Raw genomic sequence first — 18,177 nt, 5'->3', positions numbered from 1 at the left:
ACGGGCGCGAATTAGCAGTTGTCGGTTCGCCCGCCGCTTCCTAGACGAAGCGAATGGCCGATACGCTCACGATCACTTTCGCACAGCACAATCAAAAGGTCGGCGACATCGCCGGCAATGCCGCATCCATGCTGGAGGCCCGCGAGAGGGCACGGAAGGCAGGCAGCGACCTCATCGTTTTTCCCGAAATGCACCTGATCGGCTATCCGCCCGAGGATCTGGTGCTGAAGCCCGCGCTGATCGAACGCGCGGCGGAGGAACTGGAGAAGCTGGCCAAGGCGACCGCGAGCGACGGGCCGGGCATGCTGGTCGGCTCCGTGTTCGTGCGCGATGGCGCGCTGCATAATGGCGTGGCGCTGCTGGACGGCGGGCGCATCACCGCCACCCGTTTCAAGCATGAGCTGCCCAACTATGGCACGTTTGACGAGGCGCGCCTGTTCACGCCCGGCGGCCTGCCGGATCCGGTGCTTTTCCGCGGGGCGATGCTGGGCCTGCCGATCTGCGAGGATATCTGGCACCAGGACGTGTGCCGTCACCTGGCCGATATGGGTGCGCAAATCTTCATCTGCATCAACGGCAGCCCTTACGAGATCGACAAGGACGTTTTGCGCATCGACGGCGTGGCGAAACGCCGGGCAATCGATACCGGCGTCCCGCTTGCCTATCTGAACCGCGTCGGCGGACAGGACGAGCTGGCCTTCGACGGGGCAAGCTTCGTTATCAACGCCGATGGCACTCTGGCCGCGCAGATGCCCGACTGGGAAGAGGTCGAGATCGCGACCCGCTGGGTGCGCGGCAAGCAGGGTTGGTCGTGCGTTCCGGGCGCGCTGCACCGGCTGTCGGACCATCCCGAAGACATCTATTGCGCGATGGTCACCGGCCTTCGCGACTATGTCGACCACAATGGCTTTCCGGGCGTCCTGATCGGCCTGTCGGGCGGCATCGATTCCGCGCTATGCGCTGCCGTTGCGGTCGATGCGCTGGGTGCAGACCGGGTGTGGTGCGTCATGCTGCCGAGCCGCTATACCAGCCAGGAAAGCCTCGACGATGCCGAGGCCTGCGCCAAGGCGCTGGGCGTTCGCCTCTCGACCATTCCGATCCAGCCTGCCGTGACCGGTTTCGACCAGATGCTGGAGGATGATTTCGCCGATAAGGACGTCGACATCACCGAGGAGAACATCCAGTCGCGCATTCGCGGCGTGACGCTGATGGCGCTGTCGAACAAGTTTGGCCCGATGCTGGTCACCACCGGCAACAAGAGCGAGATGAGCGTCGGCTACGCCACGATCTATGGCGACATGGCGGGCGGCTACAACCCGCTGAAGGATGCCTACAAGACCACGGTGTTCGAGCTGGCCGACTGGCGCAATCGCGCCCGGCCCAAGATCGGCAAGGGACCTGCGGGCGAAGTGATCCCGGCCAACATCATCGCCAAGCCGCCCAGTGCCGAACTGCGCCCCGACCAGAAGGACGAGGATTCGCTCCCGCCCTATGCCGTGCTGGATGGCATCCTTCACGGGCTGGTGGAGCATGAGAAGAGCGTCGACCAGCTGGTGGGCGAGGGGTTCGAGCGCGAAACCGTGACCCGGATCGAGCGACTCCTGCACCTTTCCGAATACAAGCGGCGGCAGGCGCCTCCGGGCGTGAAGCTGGGGTCGCGCAATTTCGGGCGCGACCGGCGCTATCCGATCACGCATAGCTTCCGTTCGGGCTGATTGGCGCTATAGGGCGGGGCATGATTATTACGCGTTTCGCTCCCTCGCCCACGGGCCGTCTGCATGTCGGCAACATCCGCACGGCGCTGCATAATTACCTGCTGGCGAAGAAAGCCGGCGGGCGCTTCATGCTGCGCATCGACGACACCGATGCAGAGCGCAGCCGGGAGGAGCATGTCGATGCGATCCGCGCCGATCTTCAATGGCTGGGCATCGCGCCCGATGGCGAGGAGCGCCAATCGCTGCGCCTTGCGCTTTATGACGCCGCGTTTGAACGGCTGAAGACCGAGGGGCGGGTCTATGCCGCTTACGAAACCGCGCAGGAACTGGAGCTGAAAAGGAAGATCCTGCTGGGGCGCAAGCTGCCGCCGATCTATGACCGCGCTGCGCTGGATCTGACAGAGGAAGATCATAAGCGTTTCGCTGCGGAAGGCATCGCCCCGCATTGGCGTTTCAAGCTTGATCATGAAGAGCCGATCACATGGGAAGACGGCGTTCGCGGGCCGCAGCATTTCGATCCCGCGCTGCTATCCGATCCGGTGGTGCGCCGTGCCGACGGATCGTGGCTCTACATGCTGCCAAGCTGCGTCGATGATATTGACATGGGCGTCACGCAGGTGCTGCGTGGTGAGGATCATGTGTCCAATACTGCCGTGCAGATTCAGATGTTTACTGCACTGGGCACCCAGCCCCCGGCATTCGCGCATGAGGCGCTGCTGGTCGGTGTGGAAGGCAAGCTGTCGAAGCGCCTCGGCTCCACGGGGGTGGAGGATTTCCGCGCACAGGGGCTGGAACCGATGGCGGTGAATTCGCTGCTGGCGCGCATTGGCACTTCGCAGCCGGTGGAGGCGCAGCATGACATGGCGGCGCTGGCGCAGGGTTTCGACCTGTCGAGCTTTGGCCGCGCGCCCGCGCGATTTGACGAAGCCGAAATGCTGCGCCTGAATGCGGCGCTGGTGCATGCGATGGCTTACGCCGATGTCGCCGGACTGCTGCCTGAAGGCATGGACGAGGCGGCATGGCTTGCCATTCGCCCGAACCTTGAAAAAGTGACCGAGGCGCATGAATGGTGGCAGGTCGTCACTGGCCCCGTCGCCACGCCCGAGCTTTCCGATGAGGACCGCGCCTTCGCCGCGCAGGCCGCGCAGGCGGCCGCCACCATCGATTGGCAGGCGGAAGGCGGCGCGTGGAAGGCGCTGACCAATGCGCTCAAGGCTGACACAGGGCGCAAGGGCAAGGCATTGTTCCTGCCGCTGCGGCTGGCGCTGACGGGCATGGACCACGGGCCCGATATGAATGCGCTTCTGCCGCTGATCGGGCCGGACCGGGCAGTCGAAAGGTTGCAGAAGGCGGCTGGCTGACCGCGGGACGTATCAGCCCCGTTACAAAATGCGACCGACAGGCGCGGATAAAACCTGCGTGATCGCTGTTCTCTTTGCATATAGCCCATTGTGAATGGGTGCTGCGAAGGGACGATCAATTATGCATGACGAAAGCGTCACAAAACACGATCACAGCGGCGAAGGCCTGCTACGCGATCTGGAGGCCATGGAAGAACGCGGCCTCGGTCGCCGCAAACTCCTTTCCTTTGGCGCGCTGGGTGGCGCGGCGCTGCTGGTCGGCTGCGGTTCGCAAAGCGGCACGACCGAACAGTCAGGCGCGGGCGGGTCGATGGGCAATGGCCCGCCGGGACCGCCGCCGCAGGTCGATAATGGACCAGTCGTCACCGGCACCTCTACCAATGGCGAAGTCTGCACTGCCTACACCACCGAGACCAATGGCCCCTATCCCGCAGACGGCACCAACCAGTCCAAGGGTGCGACGTCGAACATCCTGACCGATGACGGCATCATGCGATCGGATGTGCGCACTTCCATCGGGACCAGCGACACCGCGCCCGGCATTCCGCTGGAGCTGGAACTGACGCTGGTCGACGTCAACGCCGACTGCAAGGCGCTGGCCGGTTATGCGATCTATATCTGGCACTGCGATGCCGATGGCAATTATTCGCTTTACGACCTGCCGCAGGAAACATGGCTGCGCGGGCTGCAGGTCAGCGACAATAGCGGTACGCTTAAGTTCACCACGATCTTCCCCGGCTGTTACATGGGCCGCTATCCGCACATCCATTTCGAGGTGTTTTCCAGCGAGGAAAAGGCGACGGGCGGCAAATATGCCTCGCTCATCTCGCAGCTGGCGCTGCCCGCCGAGGATTGCGCCGCGACTTATGCGACCGATGCCTATGCCGACAGCCAGCCGGTGTGGGAAAAGATGAAGGACATCTCCACTGACAATGTGTTCGGCGATAATGGCGATGAACGCATTGCGGCGATGACGCTGGAACTGACCGGCGATCCTTCGAGTGGCTACACCGGCAAAGGCGTCATCGGCCTCGCGCTGTAGGTCGCGCAACGCTTCCCGCAATCGCTGCCTTGTCCACGGCGATGCCCCGCCTTGACGGGCAGGGCTTGCGGGAAGCGCGGCATCTGCGCATCCCGCGCTTATGAGCGATACCGATTCCCTTGCAGCACAGCGGCTGAAGCTGCGTCTCGATTCACGCCCGCTTGCCGGAGACGGGGTGCGGCACTCTGCCGAGGAATTCGAAGCGGTCGCCGCGTGGCTGCGCGATCGCGAAATTCAGCCGGACATGTACGGCAACGGCCCGCTGGTCGAGGATTTCGAGCGCGAGCTGGCCGAAATGTTCGGCAAGCCTGCTGCGCGCTTCATGCCGTCGGGCTGCATGGCGCAGCCTATCGCCCTGCGGGTCTGGGCCGATCGGGCCGGCAACATGACGACGGGTTTTCACCCGACCTCCCATCTCGAACTGCATGAAGAGCATGGCTATCGCGCCCTGCACGGGCTGCAGGCGCGGCTGATCGGCGAAGCGGACAGGCCGATCGTTGCGGATGACCTGCACGCGCTGAGCGCGGCGGGAGAAAAGCCGTTGGCCAGCCTGTTGCTAGAGCTTCCTGCCCGCGAGATCGGCGGCCAATTGCCGAGTTGGGACGAACTGGTCGCGCTGTGCGAATTATGCCGGGAGCGTGGCATCCGCCTGCATCTCGATGGCGCCCGCATCTGGCAGGCCGCGCCCGCCTATGGCCGCAGCCTTGCCGAAATCGGTGCCCTGTTCGATTCGATCTATGTCTCTTTCTACAAGGATATCGGCGCGCTGCCCGGTGCCATGCTGATCGGGCCTGCGGATTTCATCGACGAAGCGGCAATCTGGCAGCGGCGGCAGGGCGGCACCTTGTTCACGGCCATGGGCAATATCGTCTCGGCGCGCATGCGGCTGGGCGCGTGCATCGATCAGATGCCGCGCAGGATCACGCGGGCGAGGAAAGTGGCGGCCATGTTCGCGCAGGTGCCGCGCGCGCAGGTGCTGCCCGACCCGCCGCATACCAATATGTTCCACCTGACGCTTCGCGGCGAAGTGGACGAGCTGCTGGCCGCACGCGACCGCGCGGCGCGTGAGACGGGAATCTGGCTGTTCGGCCATCTGAGGGCGGTCGAAATGCCGGGCGATGAAGCCGACATGGGCGCACGCACCGAAATCACGATCGGCAGCGCGGCGCTGAATCTCGGCGATGCTGAGCTGGAAGCGGCTATCGCCATCCTGCTCGACGCCTAGGCCGCAGCGTCTTCGGTCGCGCGGACGGCCTCCAGCAGTTTCGCCTCAATCGCCTTCATCCGCGATTTGGACGTGATCTTGTCGCCCAGCAAATCCGTGACATAGAACGTATCCGCCGCCCGTTCGCCATAAAGCGTGACATGGGCGGACTGGATCATCAGCCGTGTTTCGAACAAGGCGCGGGCAAGGCGATTGAGCAGCGCCGGACGGTCGCGGGCATTCACCTCGATCACGGTGAAACGGCTGGATGCGTCATTGTCGAACTCGATCCGCGGGCGCACTTCGAATGCATCGGCGCGCGGGCGCGGGGTCGGGCGGGCGGCCAGCTGCGGGACAAGCTCGCCGCGATGGGCCAGCGAATCCTCGATCCCCTGCTTCAGCCGGGCGATCTGCGTTTCCTCGCGGAAGGGGCGGCCCAGCGGGTCCTGCACCAGCAGATTGTCGATCGCCATGCCATTGCGGTTGGTGTGGATGCGCGCATCGATGATATTGCCGCCGGCCAGATGGATGCCGCCCGCGATGCGGCTGAACAGGCCGGGGTGGTCACCCGCCATCACGGTGACAAGCGTGGCGCCGCGCGTCTCGGAATAATGGGTCTCGATCGACAGGTTGCGATGCCCGTGCATTGCATCGACCTGCCTGAGATTCTGCGCGATCACCTCGGGCGTTTCGGCGATCCAGTAGGATGTCTGCATCGCGCCGCCCGCGGTGTCGATCAGCGCGGCATCGCCGCCCAGGATCTCGGCCACGCGGGCCTTCTTCGCCTCCACGCCCTGTTCGCGGCCATAGGCCTTGTGGCCAAGGCGGATGCGCTCTTCCGCGGCGTAGTAGAGGTCGTTCAGCAGCTGGCTCTTCCAGCTGTTCCACGTGCCGGGCCCGACGGCCCCGATATCGACCACGGTCAGCACCAATAACGCGCGCAGCCGGTCGAGCGATTGCACCTCGGTCACGAAATCGCTGATCGTCTTGGGATCGGCGAGGTCGCGCTTGAAGGCGGTGGCGCTCATCAACAGGTGCTGGCGCACCAGCCATGACACGAACTCGGTCTCCTCGTCATCGAGGCCGAGGCGCGGGCCGACTTTCAGCGCATCTTCCGCACCCAGCACCGAATGATCGCCGCCGCGCCCCTTGGCGATGTCATGCATCAGCACCGCGACATAGAGCGCGCGGCGATGCTTGATCTTGCCGATCAGCTCGGCAGCGGTGGGGTGCGTATCGGCCATCTCGCCAGCCTCGATCTTCGCCAAGAGGCCGATGGCGCGGATCGTGTGTTCGTCGACCGTGTAATGGTGATACATGTCGAACTGCATCTGGGCGACGACGCGGCCGAATTCCGGAACGATGCGCCCGAAAACGCCTGCTTCGTTCATCCAGCGCAGCGCCAGTTCGGGATTGTCGTGGCTGGCAAGCAGATCAAGGAACAGCGCATTGGCGCGCTTGTCGCGGCGGATCTTGTTGTCGATCAGCGCATTGTCGCGGTCGGCCAGCCGCATGGCATTGGGATGCACCTCCAGCCCCTCGCGGTTCGCAAGGGTGAAGATCTCGATCAGGCGGACCGGGTCCTTCTGAAAGAAATTGTCGCTGGGCACATTGATGCGCCCGCCCGCGATTTCGAACCCGCGAACCGTGCGGGCGCGCTCGCGCAGGCGGCTCATCAGCGAATTGCGCTTGGTCTTGGCGAATTGCTCGTCCAGTTCTGCCAGGAACACGCCGGTCAGCGAGCCGACCCGTTTTACCTGCAGGAAGTAAAAGCGCATGAACCGCTCGACCGCGCTTTTGCCGGGGCGGTCGACGAAATTCATCCGCTGGGAAACCTCGCGCTGGAGGTCGAATGTGAGGCGATCCTCTTCGCGTCCCGTGATGGTGTGCAAATGGCAGCGCACCGCCCAGAAGAAATTCTCCGCCCGGCGGAAGGCGCGATATTCGGCGCGGGTCAAAAGCCCCGCATCGACCAGTTCGGATGCGGTGCGGACCTTATGAATATATTTGCCGATCCAATAAAGCGTGTGCAGGTCGCGCAGCCCGCCCTTGCCCTCTTTCACATTGGGTTCGACGACATAGCGCGAATCGCCCATGCGCTTGTGCCTCTGCTCGCGCTCCATCAGCTTTTCGGCCACGAACTGCTTTTCGCTGCCTGCGACGACATCGTTCCAGAAACGCACGCGCGCCTGTTCGTAAAGATCCTGATCGCCCCACAGGAACCGCCCCTCCAGCAAAGCGGTGCGGATGGTCAGGTCCTGCTTCGCCATCTTGACCATATCGTCGAGGCTGCGGCTGGAATGGCCCACCTTCAGCCCCAGATCCCACAGGTAATAGAGCATCGCCTCGATCACCTGTTCGCACCATGGCGTGTTCTTGATCGGCGTGATGAAGGCGATGTCGACATCGGATTGCGGCGCCATTTCGCCGCGCCCGTATCCGCCCACCGCCATCAGCAGCAGGCGCTCGCCCTTGGACCGGTTGCTGACAGGATAGACATGGGTGATGACATGATCGTGGATCACGCGGATCAGCTGGTCGATCAGGAAGGCCTGCGCCGCTGCCACCTTGTGCCCGGCGGCAGGTTCCGCTTCCAAACGGCGCGCCACTTCCTCGCGCCCTTCGGCCAGCGTGTCCTTCAAAAGCCCCACGATCTTCATGCGCGGGACCTTGCCTTCCGCTTCTTCGATCAGCGCATCGACCGCGGCGGAAACCTTCCTGCGGTCGACGATGGCGCGCTGATTGGGGATGCGGGTCTGGGACATGCGGCGGGGGCTTTCGGAAATATTGCGACAGATCAGGGTATCGACCCAATATCGGCAGCCATAGCCCGAATTGAAGGGCTCGCAAAACCACGCATGTCTTATCGCCTGCGTTCCCACGCATGCGCGGCGCACTGGCATCGCGGCATCCACTGTGCCAAAGAGCCGCGCGAATGCGCCGTCAGGCCATACACGCCCTCAAGTCCAAGGAAAGCCAGCACGTGCTTCTCGAAACCGCCATCGCGGCCAGCAATCAGCCGATCTATTGGGAAAATCTCGGCCTCAGGCCGGGGATCGAGCTCGGCTTCTTCACGCTGCGCTGGTATTCGCTGGCGTATCTTACCGGCATCATCTTTGGCTATTGGCACCTGTCGCGCATGATCAAGGCGCCGGGCGCCCCGTTGGCGCAGCGCCATGCCGAGGACCTTTTCTTCTGGTGTACGCTGGGCATCATCATCGGCGGGCGTCTGGGCTATGCGACCTTTTACGAGCCTTCGCTTTGGACCGGCTGGACCGATACGGAAACCGTGAGCTGGGACCTTTTGCGCCTTTGGGATGGCGGCATGAGCTTTCACGGCGGGCTGATCGGCGTGTTGCTGGCGATCGCGTGGGTGTCGTGGCGCGGCAAGCTCAATTTCATTCGGGTGTGCGACTATGTCGCGGTCAACGTGCCGGCAGGGCTTGCGCTGGGGCGCGTTGCCAATTTCATCAATGGCGAGCTGTGGGGCCGCCCGGCGGGCGAGGGCGTGCCATGGGCGATGGTATTCCCCACAGCAGGCCCGCTGGCCCGCCACCCCAGCCAGCTTTATGAAGCGTTGCTCGAAGGCGTGGTTCTTCTCGCCATTCTGCTCATCCTGTTCTGGAAGACGCGGGCGCGCTGGCGTCCGGGCCTGCTCGTGGGCGTATTCACGCTGGGCTATGGGCTGGCGCGCTTCACCGTGGAGTTTTTCCGCGAGCCCGATGCCCAGCTGGAGGAGTTCGCGGCGCAGACCGGCTTTTCCATGGGGCAGTGGCTGACCATGCCGATGATCCTGATCGGGCTGGTGCTGATCGCGGTCGCGTTGAAGCGTCCGCCGCAGCACGCGACGCGGGCGACCGCCCCGGCGGCCTGAGCCGACAGGATGAGCGGGACCGAATTCGCCGCGAAGCTGGCGCGCACGATCGGCCATCTGGGGCCCATGCCGCTGGCGCAGTTCATGGCGGAATCGAACGCGCATTATTACGCCAGCCGTGATCCGCTGGGCACCACCGGCGATTTCACCACCGCGCCCGAAATCAGCCAGATGTTCGGCGAGATGGCGGGCGGCTGGCTCGCCGACATTCGTGCCCGCGCCATGGCGGCAGGCGTGCCGGGCGCTGCCGATGCCGCCTATGTCGAACTGGGTCCGGGGCGCGGCACTCTGGCAAAGGACGCGCTGCGGGTGCTGGACCGCGCCGGCCCCGTGTCGGGCGTGCATCTGGTGGAAGGGTCGCCCGTGCTGCGCGGTGCGCAGGAAAAGACGCTGGCCGGGCGTGAGGTCGTTTTTCACGATGACACCGGATCCCTGCCCGAAGATCGCCCGCTGCTGGTTCTCGCCAATGAATTCTTCGACGCGCTGCCGATCCGCCAGCTGGTCAAGACCGGCGAAGGCTGGCGCGAAATCGTGGTCGGGCACGCGAGCGGTGCGTTCCACCCGGTGCCCGGTGACAGGCCGATGGACGCAGCCGTACCCGAATCCCGGCGCGACCTGCCCGAAGAAACAATCATCGAGGCCTGTCCCGCGGCCTCTGCCATCATGGCCGATCTGGCCGCGCGGATCGAAAAACAGGGCGGGGCGATCCTGTGTTTCGATTATGGGCACCTGAAGCCGTTCACCGGATCGAGCCTGCAAGCCGTGCGCGCCCATGAAAAAGTCGATCCCTTCGCCCATGCGGGAGAGGCGGATCTGACGGCGCATGTCGATTTTTCGGCATTGGCCGATACGGCCAAGGCGCAGGGGATCGCCATCGCAATGGCGACACAGGGCGAATTTCTCCTCGCATTGGGCATCGCACAACGCGCATCCATGCTGGCAAAGGCCAATCCGGCGCAGGCAAAATCGCTGGGTGAGGCGCTCGACCGGCTTGTTTCGCCAACCCGCATGGGGTCGCTTTTCAAGGTGCTTGCTGGGCATTCGACCGGCTGGCCGCAAGGGGCCTATTTCACGGCCTGACCCGTCAATCCACAAGCCTGCCGCAAAATCGCTGTTGGAAAATTGCGTTCGGCTGTTTATGGGGTCCCCGGAGCGAGGTTTGCCCTGGCCATGTTTCGTGCCCGTTTGGCATGGATCAAGGCGGGGGCTGGATGGGGACTTATACTTCGTCGCAACTCTCGTGAATAATTCGAAGCAAGCACGTGCGGCATCCTGCCGGACGAGCGGTCAATCAGGGATGTGGCATGGCAGAGACGACCATCGACACGCATGATACGGTCGAAGGTGAAGGCGGGGGCGAAGTGCGTCGCCGCGATTTCCTCGAAATAGCGGCGGTCAGCGCCGCTGGCGTCGGCGGCCTTGCGGTGCTTTATCCGCTGATCAGCCAGATGGCCCCGTCCAAGGACGTTCTCGCCGAATCGACGACCGAAGTCGACGTTTCCGCGATCGAACCGGGACAGGCGATCAAGGCGGTATTCCGCAAGCAGCCCGTCTTCGTGCGCAACCTGACCCCGGCAGAGATCGAGGCCGCCAATGCGGTGCCGACCGGCAGCCTGCGCGATCCGCAGTCGCTCGCTGAACGCACCAAGGAAGGCTACGAAAACTGGCTGATCACCATGGGCGTGTGCACCCATCTGGGCTGCGTGCCGCTGGGCGCGGGCGAGGGTGAGAACAAGGGCGAGTTCGGCGGCTATTTCTGCCCCTGCCACGGTTCGCACTACGATACCGCTGCCCGCATCCGTAAGGGTCCGGCCCCTCTCAACCTGGAAGTGCCGGAGTATGAATTCACCTCCGACACCACCGTGCAGATCGGCTGAGGTAGACAGACATGAGCTTCCCCTGGGCAAAGCAGTACGAGCCGAAGCTTCCTTTGATGAAGTTTCTCGACGAGAAGCTTCCGCTTCCGCGTTTCGTCTATAATGCGGTCGGCGCCGGCTATCCGGTCCCGCGCAACCTCAACTATTTCTGGAACTTCGGTGTCCTGGCGGGCTTCTGCCTCGTCATCCAGATCGTCACCGGCGTCATCCTCGCGATGCACTATGCGCCGAACGCGCTTGTCGCCTTCGATTCGACCGAGCACATCATGCGCGACGTCAACTGGGGCTGGATGCTGCGTTACGGCCATGCCAATGGCGCAAGCTTCTTCTTCGTGGTCGTCTATGTCCACATCTTCCGCGGGCTGTTCTTCAGCTCGTACAAGGCCCCGCGCGAGATGATCTGGCTGCTGGGCGTCGTGATCTTCCTCCTCATGATGGCAACCGCTTTCATGGGCTATGTCCTTCCCTGGGGGCAGATGAGCTTCTGGGGCGCGAAGGTGATCACCGGTCTGTTCGGTGCGATCCCGCTGGTGGGCGAACCGCTGCAGATCTGGCTGCTGGGCGGTTATGCGCCGGATAACGCCGCGCTCAATCGCTTCTTCTCGCTGCACTTCCTGCTGCCCTTCGTGATCCTGGGCGTGGTCATCCTCCACATCTGGGCGCTGCATATTCCGGGTTCGTCGAACCCGACCGGCGTGGAAGTGAAGTCGGAATCGGACACGGTGCCGTTCCATCCCTATTACACCGCGAAGGACGGTTTCGGCCTTGGCGTGTTCCTCGTGATCTACACGCTCTTCGTGTTCTTCATGCCGAATTCGCTGGGTCACCCGGATAACTATATCCCGGCAAACCCGCTCTCGACGCCGGCGCATATCGTTCCCGAATGGTACTTCTGGCCGTTCTACGCGATCCTGCGCGCCTTTACCCAGGACTTCCTGTTCATTCCCGCAAAGCTGATGGGCGTGATCGCGATGTTCGCATCGATCCTGGTCTGGTTCTTCCTCCCCTGGCTCGACCGTTCGCCGGTTCGTTCAGGTCTCTATCGCCCCGTGTTCCGCAAGTTCTTCTATGCGCTGCTCGTGGCCATGGCGGTCCTGTTCTGGTGCGGCGGCGCTCCGGCAGAGGAACCCTATGTGATGCTGAGCCAGATCGCCGCGATGTATTACTTCGCGCACTTCCTCATCATCCTGCCGCTGGTCTCGTCGTTCGAAACGCCGAAGCCGCTGCCCGGTTCGATCACCGAAGCGGTGCTGGGCGACAAGACGGGCGGGCACGATGCGGTGCCGCTTGCAACTACCAACGATGCACCGGCTTCGGCCTGACGCAGACGAGAAAAGAGAAAGACGCGTAAGATGGCACGCCTTATTTCAATCATCGTCGGCCTCGGCTTCGTCGTGGTGCTGCTCTACACCTTTGCGGTCGGCGCCTATACCGCCGCCACCGAAAAGGCAGAGGTGACCGCGGAGCACGAGTTCCACCTGACCCCGCGCGACGCCCACCTGCAGAGCGCGGGTTGGACCGGCACGTTCGACTACCAGCAGGTTCAGCGCGGCTACCAGGTCTACAAGGAAGTCTGCTCGGCCTGTCACTCGCTGCGCCATGTTGCGATCCGCAACCTGGGCGAGCTGGGCTATTCCGAAGCAGAGGTGAAGGCCGAAGCTTCGAGCTGGATGGTCCCGGGCATCGACCCCAACACCGGCGAAAGCACGCTGATCGAGGGTTCGCCCACCGATTACTTCCCGTCGCCCTATCCGAACGCCGTTGCCGCGGCTGCCGCGAACAACAATGCCGTGCCGCCCGATCTTTCGCTGATCACCAAGGCGCGTCATGACGGTGGCAATTATGTGTATTCGCTGCTGACCGGCTATGCCGATCCCGAAACCTACACGCATGACGGAAAGTCGCTGAAGGAGGAATTCCCCGACTTCACGACGCCCACGGGTCTCAATTTCAATCCGTATTTCCCGAACCTCAATCTCGCGATGGCGGCACCGCTTTCGGATGGTCAGGTGACCTATGCCGACGGAACCGAGGCTTCGCTGGACCAGATGGCGAAGGACGTCGCGGCATTCCTGGTGTGGACGGCGGAACCGACGCTGCAGAAGCGTCACGCGACCGGCTTCCCGGTGGTATTGTTCCTGATCTTCGCCTCGGTGCTGGCATTCCTTGCCTATCGCAACGTGTGGCGGAACGTGAAGCACTGAGCCGCAAGGCCCGGTTCACGCGACCAGACATGAAAAGGCCGCTTCGGATAATCCGGGGCGGCCTTTTTTCTTGCCCCTATTGCAGTGGGCACGGTGCGATACGAGATTGACGGGAAGGGCCAACTGGTGGCAATGGGCCACTTCGCCTGATCGTGTGCCTTGGGGCCCGATGCGAATGGGCGGGTATAGCATAGTGGTAATGCTCTAGCCTTCCAAGCTAGCTAGAGGGGTTCGATTCCCCTTACCCGCTCCAACCTCTTCAAAGCGCCTCGATAACCCGCGTCAGCTTCTGGCGCACTTCGGCCGCTGCGCTGTGCAGGGCGGGGTTGTCGATCGCCTTCATCGACGCGACCGGGTCGATCGCGGCGACCTCGCTGTGTCCTTCGCCAGTTTCCTGCACGACGACATTGCACGGCAGCATCAGGCCAGCCTTGTCCTCAAGCTCCAGCGCTTCATGCGCGAGTTTGGGATTGCAGGCGCCAAGGATCGTGTAGGGATGGAAATCGACGCCGATCTTTTCCTTGAGCGTGGCGGCGATGTCGATGCGGGTCAGCACGCCAAAGCCTTCGGTCTTCAGGGCTTCGGTCACCGCATCGATTGCGGCGTCCATCGGCAGGTCGATTGTCTTGGCGATGTAATAGCTCATGTTTCAGTTTCTCTCGTTTGAAGTTCTCGAGAGCCTGACGAATGGCGCACGTCGCAGTTCCCGGCGCATGTTCGTGCGGCCAACATGTTCCGAACTTGCGGCAGGCTGCCCATTCAAATGAACCCGCGGGCCGGAATTTGGGATATGATCGCCCGACAGGACGGAGTTCACAAGGTCGCCGACACAGGGGGATGTGGCCATGCAGAAATACCGTGGAAGCCTGCCGCAACTTGATGGCAGCATATTCCTGACCGACGCAGGAATCGAAACCGATCTGATCTTCAACCATGGCATCGAAATCAGGGAATTCGCCGCGCATACCCTGCTGCCCGAGCCTGAGGGGCGGCGGGCGCTGGAAGATTATTTCCAGGGGTTCATCGATCTGGCCGGTCGTCGTGGGGCCGGGCTGATCCTGGATACGGTGACGTGGAAGGCGCATCGTCATTGGGCGGCGGATCTGGGCGAGAGCATCGAATATCTGCGTCGCGCCAATATCGATGCGGTCGAGCTTATTCGCAGTCTGCGCGACAGGGCGGCGAATGACCGGCCCATCGTGCTGAACGCGCCCATCGGCCCGCGCGGCGATGCCTATGCGCCAGAGGACCTGATCGGCGCCGACGATGCGGCCGCCTATTATGCCGAGCAGCTCGGCTGGCTGGCCGAAACGCCGCTCGACATGGTGACCGGGCTGACGTTCACGCAGGCATCAGAGGCTGAAGGGCTGGTCCGGGCCGCGCAGGACGCAGGATTTCCCTGCGTGATTTCCTTTACGCTGGAAACAGATGGCCGTATGCCCACTGGTCAGCCGCTGGAGGATGCGATCGCGCAGGTCGATGCGGGCACCGATGGCGGTCCGGCCTATTTCATGGTCAATTGCGCGCACCCCGATCATTTCGCCGGCGTGCTGCAGGGCGGGGACTGGCGGCGCAGAATTCGCGGCATCAGGGCCAATGCCTCGCGTCGTAGTCATGCCGAGCTGGACGAGGCGCCCGATCTCGACCCCGGCGATCCGGTAGAACTGGGCGAACAATATGCGCAGCTGAAGCAGGCGATGCCATGGCTAAATGTTTTTGGCGCCTGCTGTGGTGGTGACCTGCGCCATGTGACGGCGATTGCCGAGCAGATCGCCTGACGCAGGCGCGGTGCGAACATGACTGTCGATGGCCTGCAGCCCGTCTTGCGGGCCGCTCGCGCTTGCGGCAATGATCGGGGGTGCTTTCACAAAAGACCCGCTACGCGATCCGCGCCATGCAGCACCTGGCCGATTGTTACGGCCAGCAAACCGTGCCCCTGTCCGAGATCGCGGCGAAGCAGAATATTCCGCCCAAATTCCTGACCGTCATCCTGTCGGAACTGACGCGCTTTGGCATCGTGGAATCGCAGCGGGGCAAGGCGGGCGGCTATCGCCTGTCGATCCCCCCGGTCGACATCACCTATGGCGACCTGATCCGGGTCATGCGCGGCAGTCTTGCGCTGGTGCCCTGCGCCAGCCGACACGCGCATGAATGCTGCAAGAATTGCGTGGAGGAGCACGAGTGCCGCACCCGCGCATTGATGCTTCAGGTTCGCGATCGCACCGCGGAACTGCTGGACGGGGTGCGCCTGTCCGATCCGATAGCGCTCGAGCCGAGTTTTGCCCCTGCGGAAGAGGCCGGGACTTGACGGGGCAGGGGTCTGATAATGCTGCACAGCATCAGGGTGTACGAATTTTTGCAATCATCCGTGCAGATCATTGCATTTGATCGATAGGGCAAGCAAAGGCAAAGGGCGAAACATGCGGCGGGGCTTTACCATACCTAACGTCGACCCGTTCCTGCTCTGGCTGGTCGGGGTCGTGACGGCGGCATCGCTGCTGCCTGCGCGCGGCGCGTTCGCCAGCGTGTTCGAGGTGCTGGCCGATCTCGCCATCGCGCTCCTGTTCTTCCTGCAGGGCGCAAAGCTGTCGCGGCAGGCGATCATGCAGGGTCTGGGAAAGCTCAAGCTGCACCTGCTGGCGCTGGCTTCGACCTATGTGCTGTTCCCGCTGACGGGACTTGCCATCGATCCGGCACTGAAAGGGATCATGGATCCGGCGCTGGTCACAGGCGTCCTGTTTCTCACCCTGTTGCCTTCGACCGTGCAATCGTCGGTCGCCTTTACCGCAATCGCGCGCGGCAATGTCGCGGCGGCGGTGTGCGGGGCCTCGATCTCCAATTTTCTTGGCATTTTCATCACGCCGCTGCTGGTCGGGCTGTTCATCGCGTCGAGCAAGACGGGGCAGGGTTTCGACTGGGGCGCGGTGCAGTCGATCACGCTGCAATTGCTGGTGCCTTTCCTTGCCGGGCATTTCCTGCGGCCGCTGATCGGCAGCTTCGTCGACAAGCACAAGAAGATGCTGCAGCCGGTCGATCGCGGGTCGATCCTGATGGTCGTCTATTCCGCCTTCAGCGCGGCTGTCGTCGATGGCATCTGGAATTCGCTGGGCATCGCCGACCTGCTGTTGCTGCTGGTGGTCAGCGCGGTGATCCTTGCCATTGTCATGGTGGTCAATGTGGTGGTCGCCCGCATCGCGGGCCTGCCGCGAGAGGATTTTATCGTCCTCCTGTTCTGCGGATCGAAGAAATCGCTGGCATCGGGCGTGCCGATGGCAGGCGCGCTGTTCGCCCCGGCGCAGGTCGGCATGGTGGTGATCCCGCTGATGATCTTCCACCAGTTGCAGCTGTTCGTTTGCGCATGGCTGGCAGGGCGGTTCGCGAAACAGGGCGAAGTGTTGGACGCTCCCAAGGGCGACACGATCCCGCACGGGGCTGACGAAATCGCCGCTGCCGCGAAGGCGCGCGGGATTGCGATTCCGGCGGAGTGCGAGGCCGGGGTCGAGAGCAATCTCGCCTTGCTGTCCCGCCATGCCGCGACGCTGCGGGGAGAGCGCCCGTGAACCCCGCGACCCGGATCGCCGCCGATGTCCGCGCCGGCCGCGTCAAGGCGCGCGAGGTGCTGGAAGAAACGCTGGCAGCGATCACGATCAAGGCCGATCCGCTGGTGGCGATCACGCGCCTGCTGGCTGCCCGCGCCCGCGACGAGGCCGATGCCGTCGATGCTAAGATAGCGGCAGGCGAAGATCCCGGCCCGCTGGCAGGCGTGCCCTATGGGGTAAAGGATTTGTTCGACGTGAAGGGCCTGCCCACCACGGCAGGCTCGGCCATCTATTGCGATGCGCCCGGTGCGGCAAAGGATGCCGAGGCGATAAGGCGGCTGAATGCGGCGGGCGCGGTGCTGGTGGCAACGCTCAACATGGACGAGTTCGCCTATGGCTTTGCGACCATCAATGCAAAGCACGGCACCACCCGCAATCCGCACGATGCCGACCGGCTTGCCGGTGGTTCTTCGGGCGGCAGCGCAGCGATGGTGGCGGCGGGATTGCTGCCCTTTACGCTGGGGTCCGACACCAATGGATCGATCCGCGTTCCGGCGAGCCTGACTGGCATCTATGGGCTGAAACCCACCCATGACGGCCTGCCGATGGCAGGCGTGTTCCCCTTTGCGGAAAGCTTCGACGACATCGGGCCTTTCACTTTGGGCATGGAAGACATGGCGCTGGTCTGCGGCGTGCTGGCGGGAGAGCCGTTTGGCGAGCCGCGTATTACGCCGCGTCTGGCCCGGTTCGGCGGGCGCTTCCGCGAAAATGTCGACCCGGCGCAAATCGCCGCGATCGACACGCTGGCAAAAGATGCGCCGCTGGTCGAACTGCCCGATATCGCCCGCGCCCGTTCGGCGGCGTTTCTGATCACTGCGGGTGAGGGCGGGGCGCTCCACCGCGAGGCGCTGGCATCGAAGGCGATGAAGTTCGACCCGCAGGTCCGCGACCGGCTGATCGCGGGCGCGTTGCTGCCGCAGGGCCTCTTGGACGAAGCCTATCAATATCGCGACGCTTTCCGCGCCCAGATTGCCGAGGCGCTGGAGAACTACGACGTGATCCTCGCCCCCGCGACCCCATGCACTGCGCCGCCGGTCGACGATCCGCGCATCATGATCGACGGCGCCATGTCGGCGGCGCGGGCGGATCTGGGCATCCATACCCAGCCCATCACTTTCACCGGCTGGCCTTCGCTGGCGGTGCCGTTGAAGCGGCCCGGCGAACTGCCGCTGGGCCTGCAGCTTATCGGCAAGCCCGGATCGGAGGGGCTGCTGTTTGCCTATGCCCGCACGCTTGAGGCTGCGGGCATCATCGGATCAATCGTGCCGACATCGGCGCAAGAGGGGGTAACTGCGTGAGCG

At 63.5% G+C, this 18,177-nt stretch carries 15 protein-coding genes and 1 tRNA gene; 14 read left to right on the top strand and 2 right to left on the bottom strand.

What is annotated here, in order from left to right:
* Nucleotides 1–53: 53 nt before the first annotated feature.
* The 4 genes from A9D13_RS12610 to A9D13_RS12595 all read left to right on the top strand — a co-directional run bounded on the left by A9D13_RS12610 (nucleotide 54) and on the right by A9D13_RS12595 (nucleotide 5,343).
* Nucleotides 54–1,715: an NAD+ synthase gene (locus tag A9D13_RS12610; protein ID WP_066774301.1), complete on the top strand. Its 1,662-nt coding sequence runs from the start codon at nucleotides 54–56 to the stop codon at nucleotides 1,713–1,715.
* 20 nt (nucleotides 1,716–1,735) lie between these two features.
* Entirely contained in the window at nucleotides 1,736–3,076 is a 1,341-nt protein-coding gene (gene gltX / locus A9D13_RS12605) for a glutamate--tRNA ligase (protein WP_066774298.1), read from the top strand.
* 121 nt (nucleotides 3,077–3,197) lie between these two features.
* The gene (locus tag A9D13_RS12600) at nucleotides 3,198–4,118 is read left to right on the top strand and encodes a dioxygenase family protein (RefSeq protein WP_082922377.1); all 921 of its coding nucleotides are present in this window, start codon (nucleotides 3,198–3,200) and stop codon (nucleotides 4,116–4,118) included.
* A 100-nt stretch (nucleotides 4,119–4,218) separates the two neighbouring features.
* Nucleotides 4,219–5,343, top strand: coding sequence for a threonine aldolase family protein (locus A9D13_RS12595; RefSeq protein WP_082922376.1), 1,125 nt, complete (start codon nucleotides 4,219–4,221; stop codon nucleotides 5,341–5,343).
* Here A9D13_RS12595 and A9D13_RS12590 read toward each other — a convergent pair.
* Complete coding sequence (locus A9D13_RS12590; RefSeq protein ID WP_066774650.1) at nucleotides 5,340–8,087, bottom strand: [protein-PII] uridylyltransferase; 2,748 nt, start codon at nucleotides 8,085–8,087, stop codon at nucleotides 5,340–5,342. The two genes, A9D13_RS12595 and A9D13_RS12590, sit on opposite strands and share 4 nt — an antisense overlap.
* A gap of 170 nt (nucleotides 8,088–8,257) precedes the next feature.
* Here A9D13_RS12590 and lgt point away from each other — a divergent pair, with 170 nt between their 5' ends.
* The 6 genes from lgt to A9D13_RS12560 all read left to right on the top strand — a co-directional run bounded on the left by lgt (nucleotide 8,258) and on the right by A9D13_RS12560 (nucleotide 13,530).
* Complete coding sequence (lgt, locus tag A9D13_RS12585; protein ID WP_066774296.1) at nucleotides 8,258–9,196, top strand: prolipoprotein diacylglyceryl transferase; 939 nt, start codon at nucleotides 8,258–8,260, stop codon at nucleotides 9,194–9,196.
* A 9-nt stretch (nucleotides 9,197–9,205) separates the two neighbouring features.
* Nucleotides 9,206–10,276 (top strand): class I SAM-dependent methyltransferase, encoded by a 1,071-nt coding sequence (locus A9D13_RS12580; RefSeq protein WP_066774294.1) that lies wholly within the window; start codon nucleotides 9,206–9,208, stop codon nucleotides 10,274–10,276.
* A 224-nt stretch (nucleotides 10,277–10,500) separates the two neighbouring features.
* Entirely contained in the window at nucleotides 10,501–11,073 is a 573-nt protein-coding gene (gene petA / locus A9D13_RS12575) for a ubiquinol-cytochrome c reductase iron-sulfur subunit (protein WP_066774292.1), read from the top strand.
* Between the two features lie 11 nt (nucleotides 11,074–11,084).
* Nucleotides 11,085–12,395 carry a cytochrome b gene (locus A9D13_RS12570; RefSeq protein WP_066774290.1) on the top strand — a complete coding sequence of 437 codons (1,311 nt, stop codon included), beginning with the start codon at nucleotides 11,085–11,087 and terminating at the stop codon, nucleotides 12,393–12,395.
* Between the two features lie 30 nt (nucleotides 12,396–12,425).
* Nucleotides 12,426–13,277: a cytochrome c1 gene (locus tag A9D13_RS12565; protein WP_066774285.1), complete on the top strand. Its 852-nt coding sequence runs from the start codon at nucleotides 12,426–12,428 to the stop codon at nucleotides 13,275–13,277.
* A 179-nt stretch (nucleotides 13,278–13,456) separates the two neighbouring features.
* A tRNA-Gly gene (locus A9D13_RS12560) sits at nucleotides 13,457–13,530 on the top strand.
* A gap of 6 nt (nucleotides 13,531–13,536) precedes the next feature.
* Here the strand turns inward: A9D13_RS12560 and A9D13_RS12555 are convergent.
* Complete coding sequence (locus tag A9D13_RS12555) at nucleotides 13,537–13,923, bottom strand: DUF302 domain-containing protein (RefSeq protein WP_066774283.1); 387 nt, start codon at nucleotides 13,921–13,923, stop codon at nucleotides 13,537–13,539.
* Between the two features lie 199 nt (nucleotides 13,924–14,122).
* On the opposite strand from A9D13_RS12555, the gene A9D13_RS12550 reads away from it, so the two are divergent.
* The 4 genes from A9D13_RS12550 to A9D13_RS12535 all read left to right on the top strand — a co-directional run bounded on the left by A9D13_RS12550 (nucleotide 14,123) and on the right by A9D13_RS12535 (nucleotide 18,174).
* On the top strand, nucleotides 14,123–15,055 hold the full coding sequence (locus A9D13_RS12550; RefSeq protein WP_066774281.1) for a homocysteine S-methyltransferase family protein: 933 nt from the start codon (nucleotides 14,123–14,125) through the stop codon (nucleotides 15,053–15,055).
* An 80-nt stretch (nucleotides 15,056–15,135) separates the two neighbouring features.
* Nucleotides 15,136–15,585 (top strand): RrF2 family transcriptional regulator, encoded by a 450-nt coding sequence (locus A9D13_RS12545; protein WP_066774279.1) that lies wholly within the window; start codon nucleotides 15,136–15,138, stop codon nucleotides 15,583–15,585.
* Between the two features lie 112 nt (nucleotides 15,586–15,697).
* On the top strand, nucleotides 15,698–16,837 hold the full coding sequence (locus A9D13_RS12540; RefSeq protein WP_066774276.1) for a bile acid:sodium symporter family protein: 1,140 nt from the start codon (nucleotides 15,698–15,700) through the stop codon (nucleotides 16,835–16,837).
* Nucleotides 16,834–18,174, top strand: a complete 1,341-nt coding sequence (locus A9D13_RS12535) for an AtzE family amidohydrolase (RefSeq protein WP_066774273.1) — start codon at nucleotides 16,834–16,836, stop codon at nucleotides 18,172–18,174. Before A9D13_RS12540 ends, A9D13_RS12535 begins: the two co-directional genes overlap by 4 nt.
* The last annotated feature ends 3 nt before the right edge of the window (nucleotides 18,175–18,177 follow it).

It is taken from the genome of Croceicoccus mobilis (assembly GCF_001661965.1).
GTDB lineage: Bacteria > Pseudomonadota > Alphaproteobacteria > Sphingomonadales > Sphingomonadaceae > Croceicoccus > Croceicoccus mobilis.
This window is presented reverse-complemented; position numbering and strand designations above follow the sequence as displayed.

Coding starts and splice junctions, on each gene's coding strand:
- A9D13_RS12540 (WP_066774276.1), top strand. CDS start 15,698: ATGCGGCGGGGCTTTACCATACCTAACGTCGACCCGTTCCTGCTCTGG.
- gltX (WP_066774298.1), top strand. CDS start 1,736: ATGATTATTACGCGTTTCGCTCCCTCGCCCACGGGCCGTCTGCATGTC.
- A9D13_RS12590 (WP_066774650.1), bottom strand. CDS start 8,087: ATGTCCCAGACCCGCATCCCCAATCAGCGCGCCATCGTCGACCGCAGG.
- A9D13_RS12550 (WP_066774281.1), top strand. CDS start 14,123: ATGCAGAAATACCGTGGAAGCCTGCCGCAACTTGATGGCAGCATATTC.
- A9D13_RS12565 (WP_066774285.1), top strand. CDS start 12,426: ATGGCACGCCTTATTTCAATCATCGTCGGCCTCGGCTTCGTCGTGGTG.
- A9D13_RS12600 (WP_082922377.1), top strand. CDS start 3,198: ATGCATGACGAAAGCGTCACAAAACACGATCACAGCGGCGAAGGCCTG.
- A9D13_RS12580 (WP_066774294.1), top strand. CDS start 9,206: ATGAGCGGGACCGAATTCGCCGCGAAGCTGGCGCGCACGATCGGCCAT.
- A9D13_RS12570 (WP_066774290.1), top strand. CDS start 11,085: ATGAGCTTCCCCTGGGCAAAGCAGTACGAGCCGAAGCTTCCTTTGATG.
- A9D13_RS12610 (WP_066774301.1), top strand. CDS start 54: ATGGCCGATACGCTCACGATCACTTTCGCACAGCACAATCAAAAGGTC.
- A9D13_RS12595 (WP_082922376.1), top strand. CDS start 4,219: ATGAGCGATACCGATTCCCTTGCAGCACAGCGGCTGAAGCTGCGTCTC.
- petA (WP_066774292.1), top strand. CDS start 10,501: ATGGCAGAGACGACCATCGACACGCATGATACGGTCGAAGGTGAAGGC.
- lgt (WP_066774296.1), top strand. CDS start 8,258: ATGCGCCGTCAGGCCATACACGCCCTCAAGTCCAAGGAAAGCCAGCAC.
- A9D13_RS12555 (WP_066774283.1), bottom strand. CDS start 13,923: ATGAGCTATTACATCGCCAAGACAATCGACCTGCCGATGGACGCCGCA.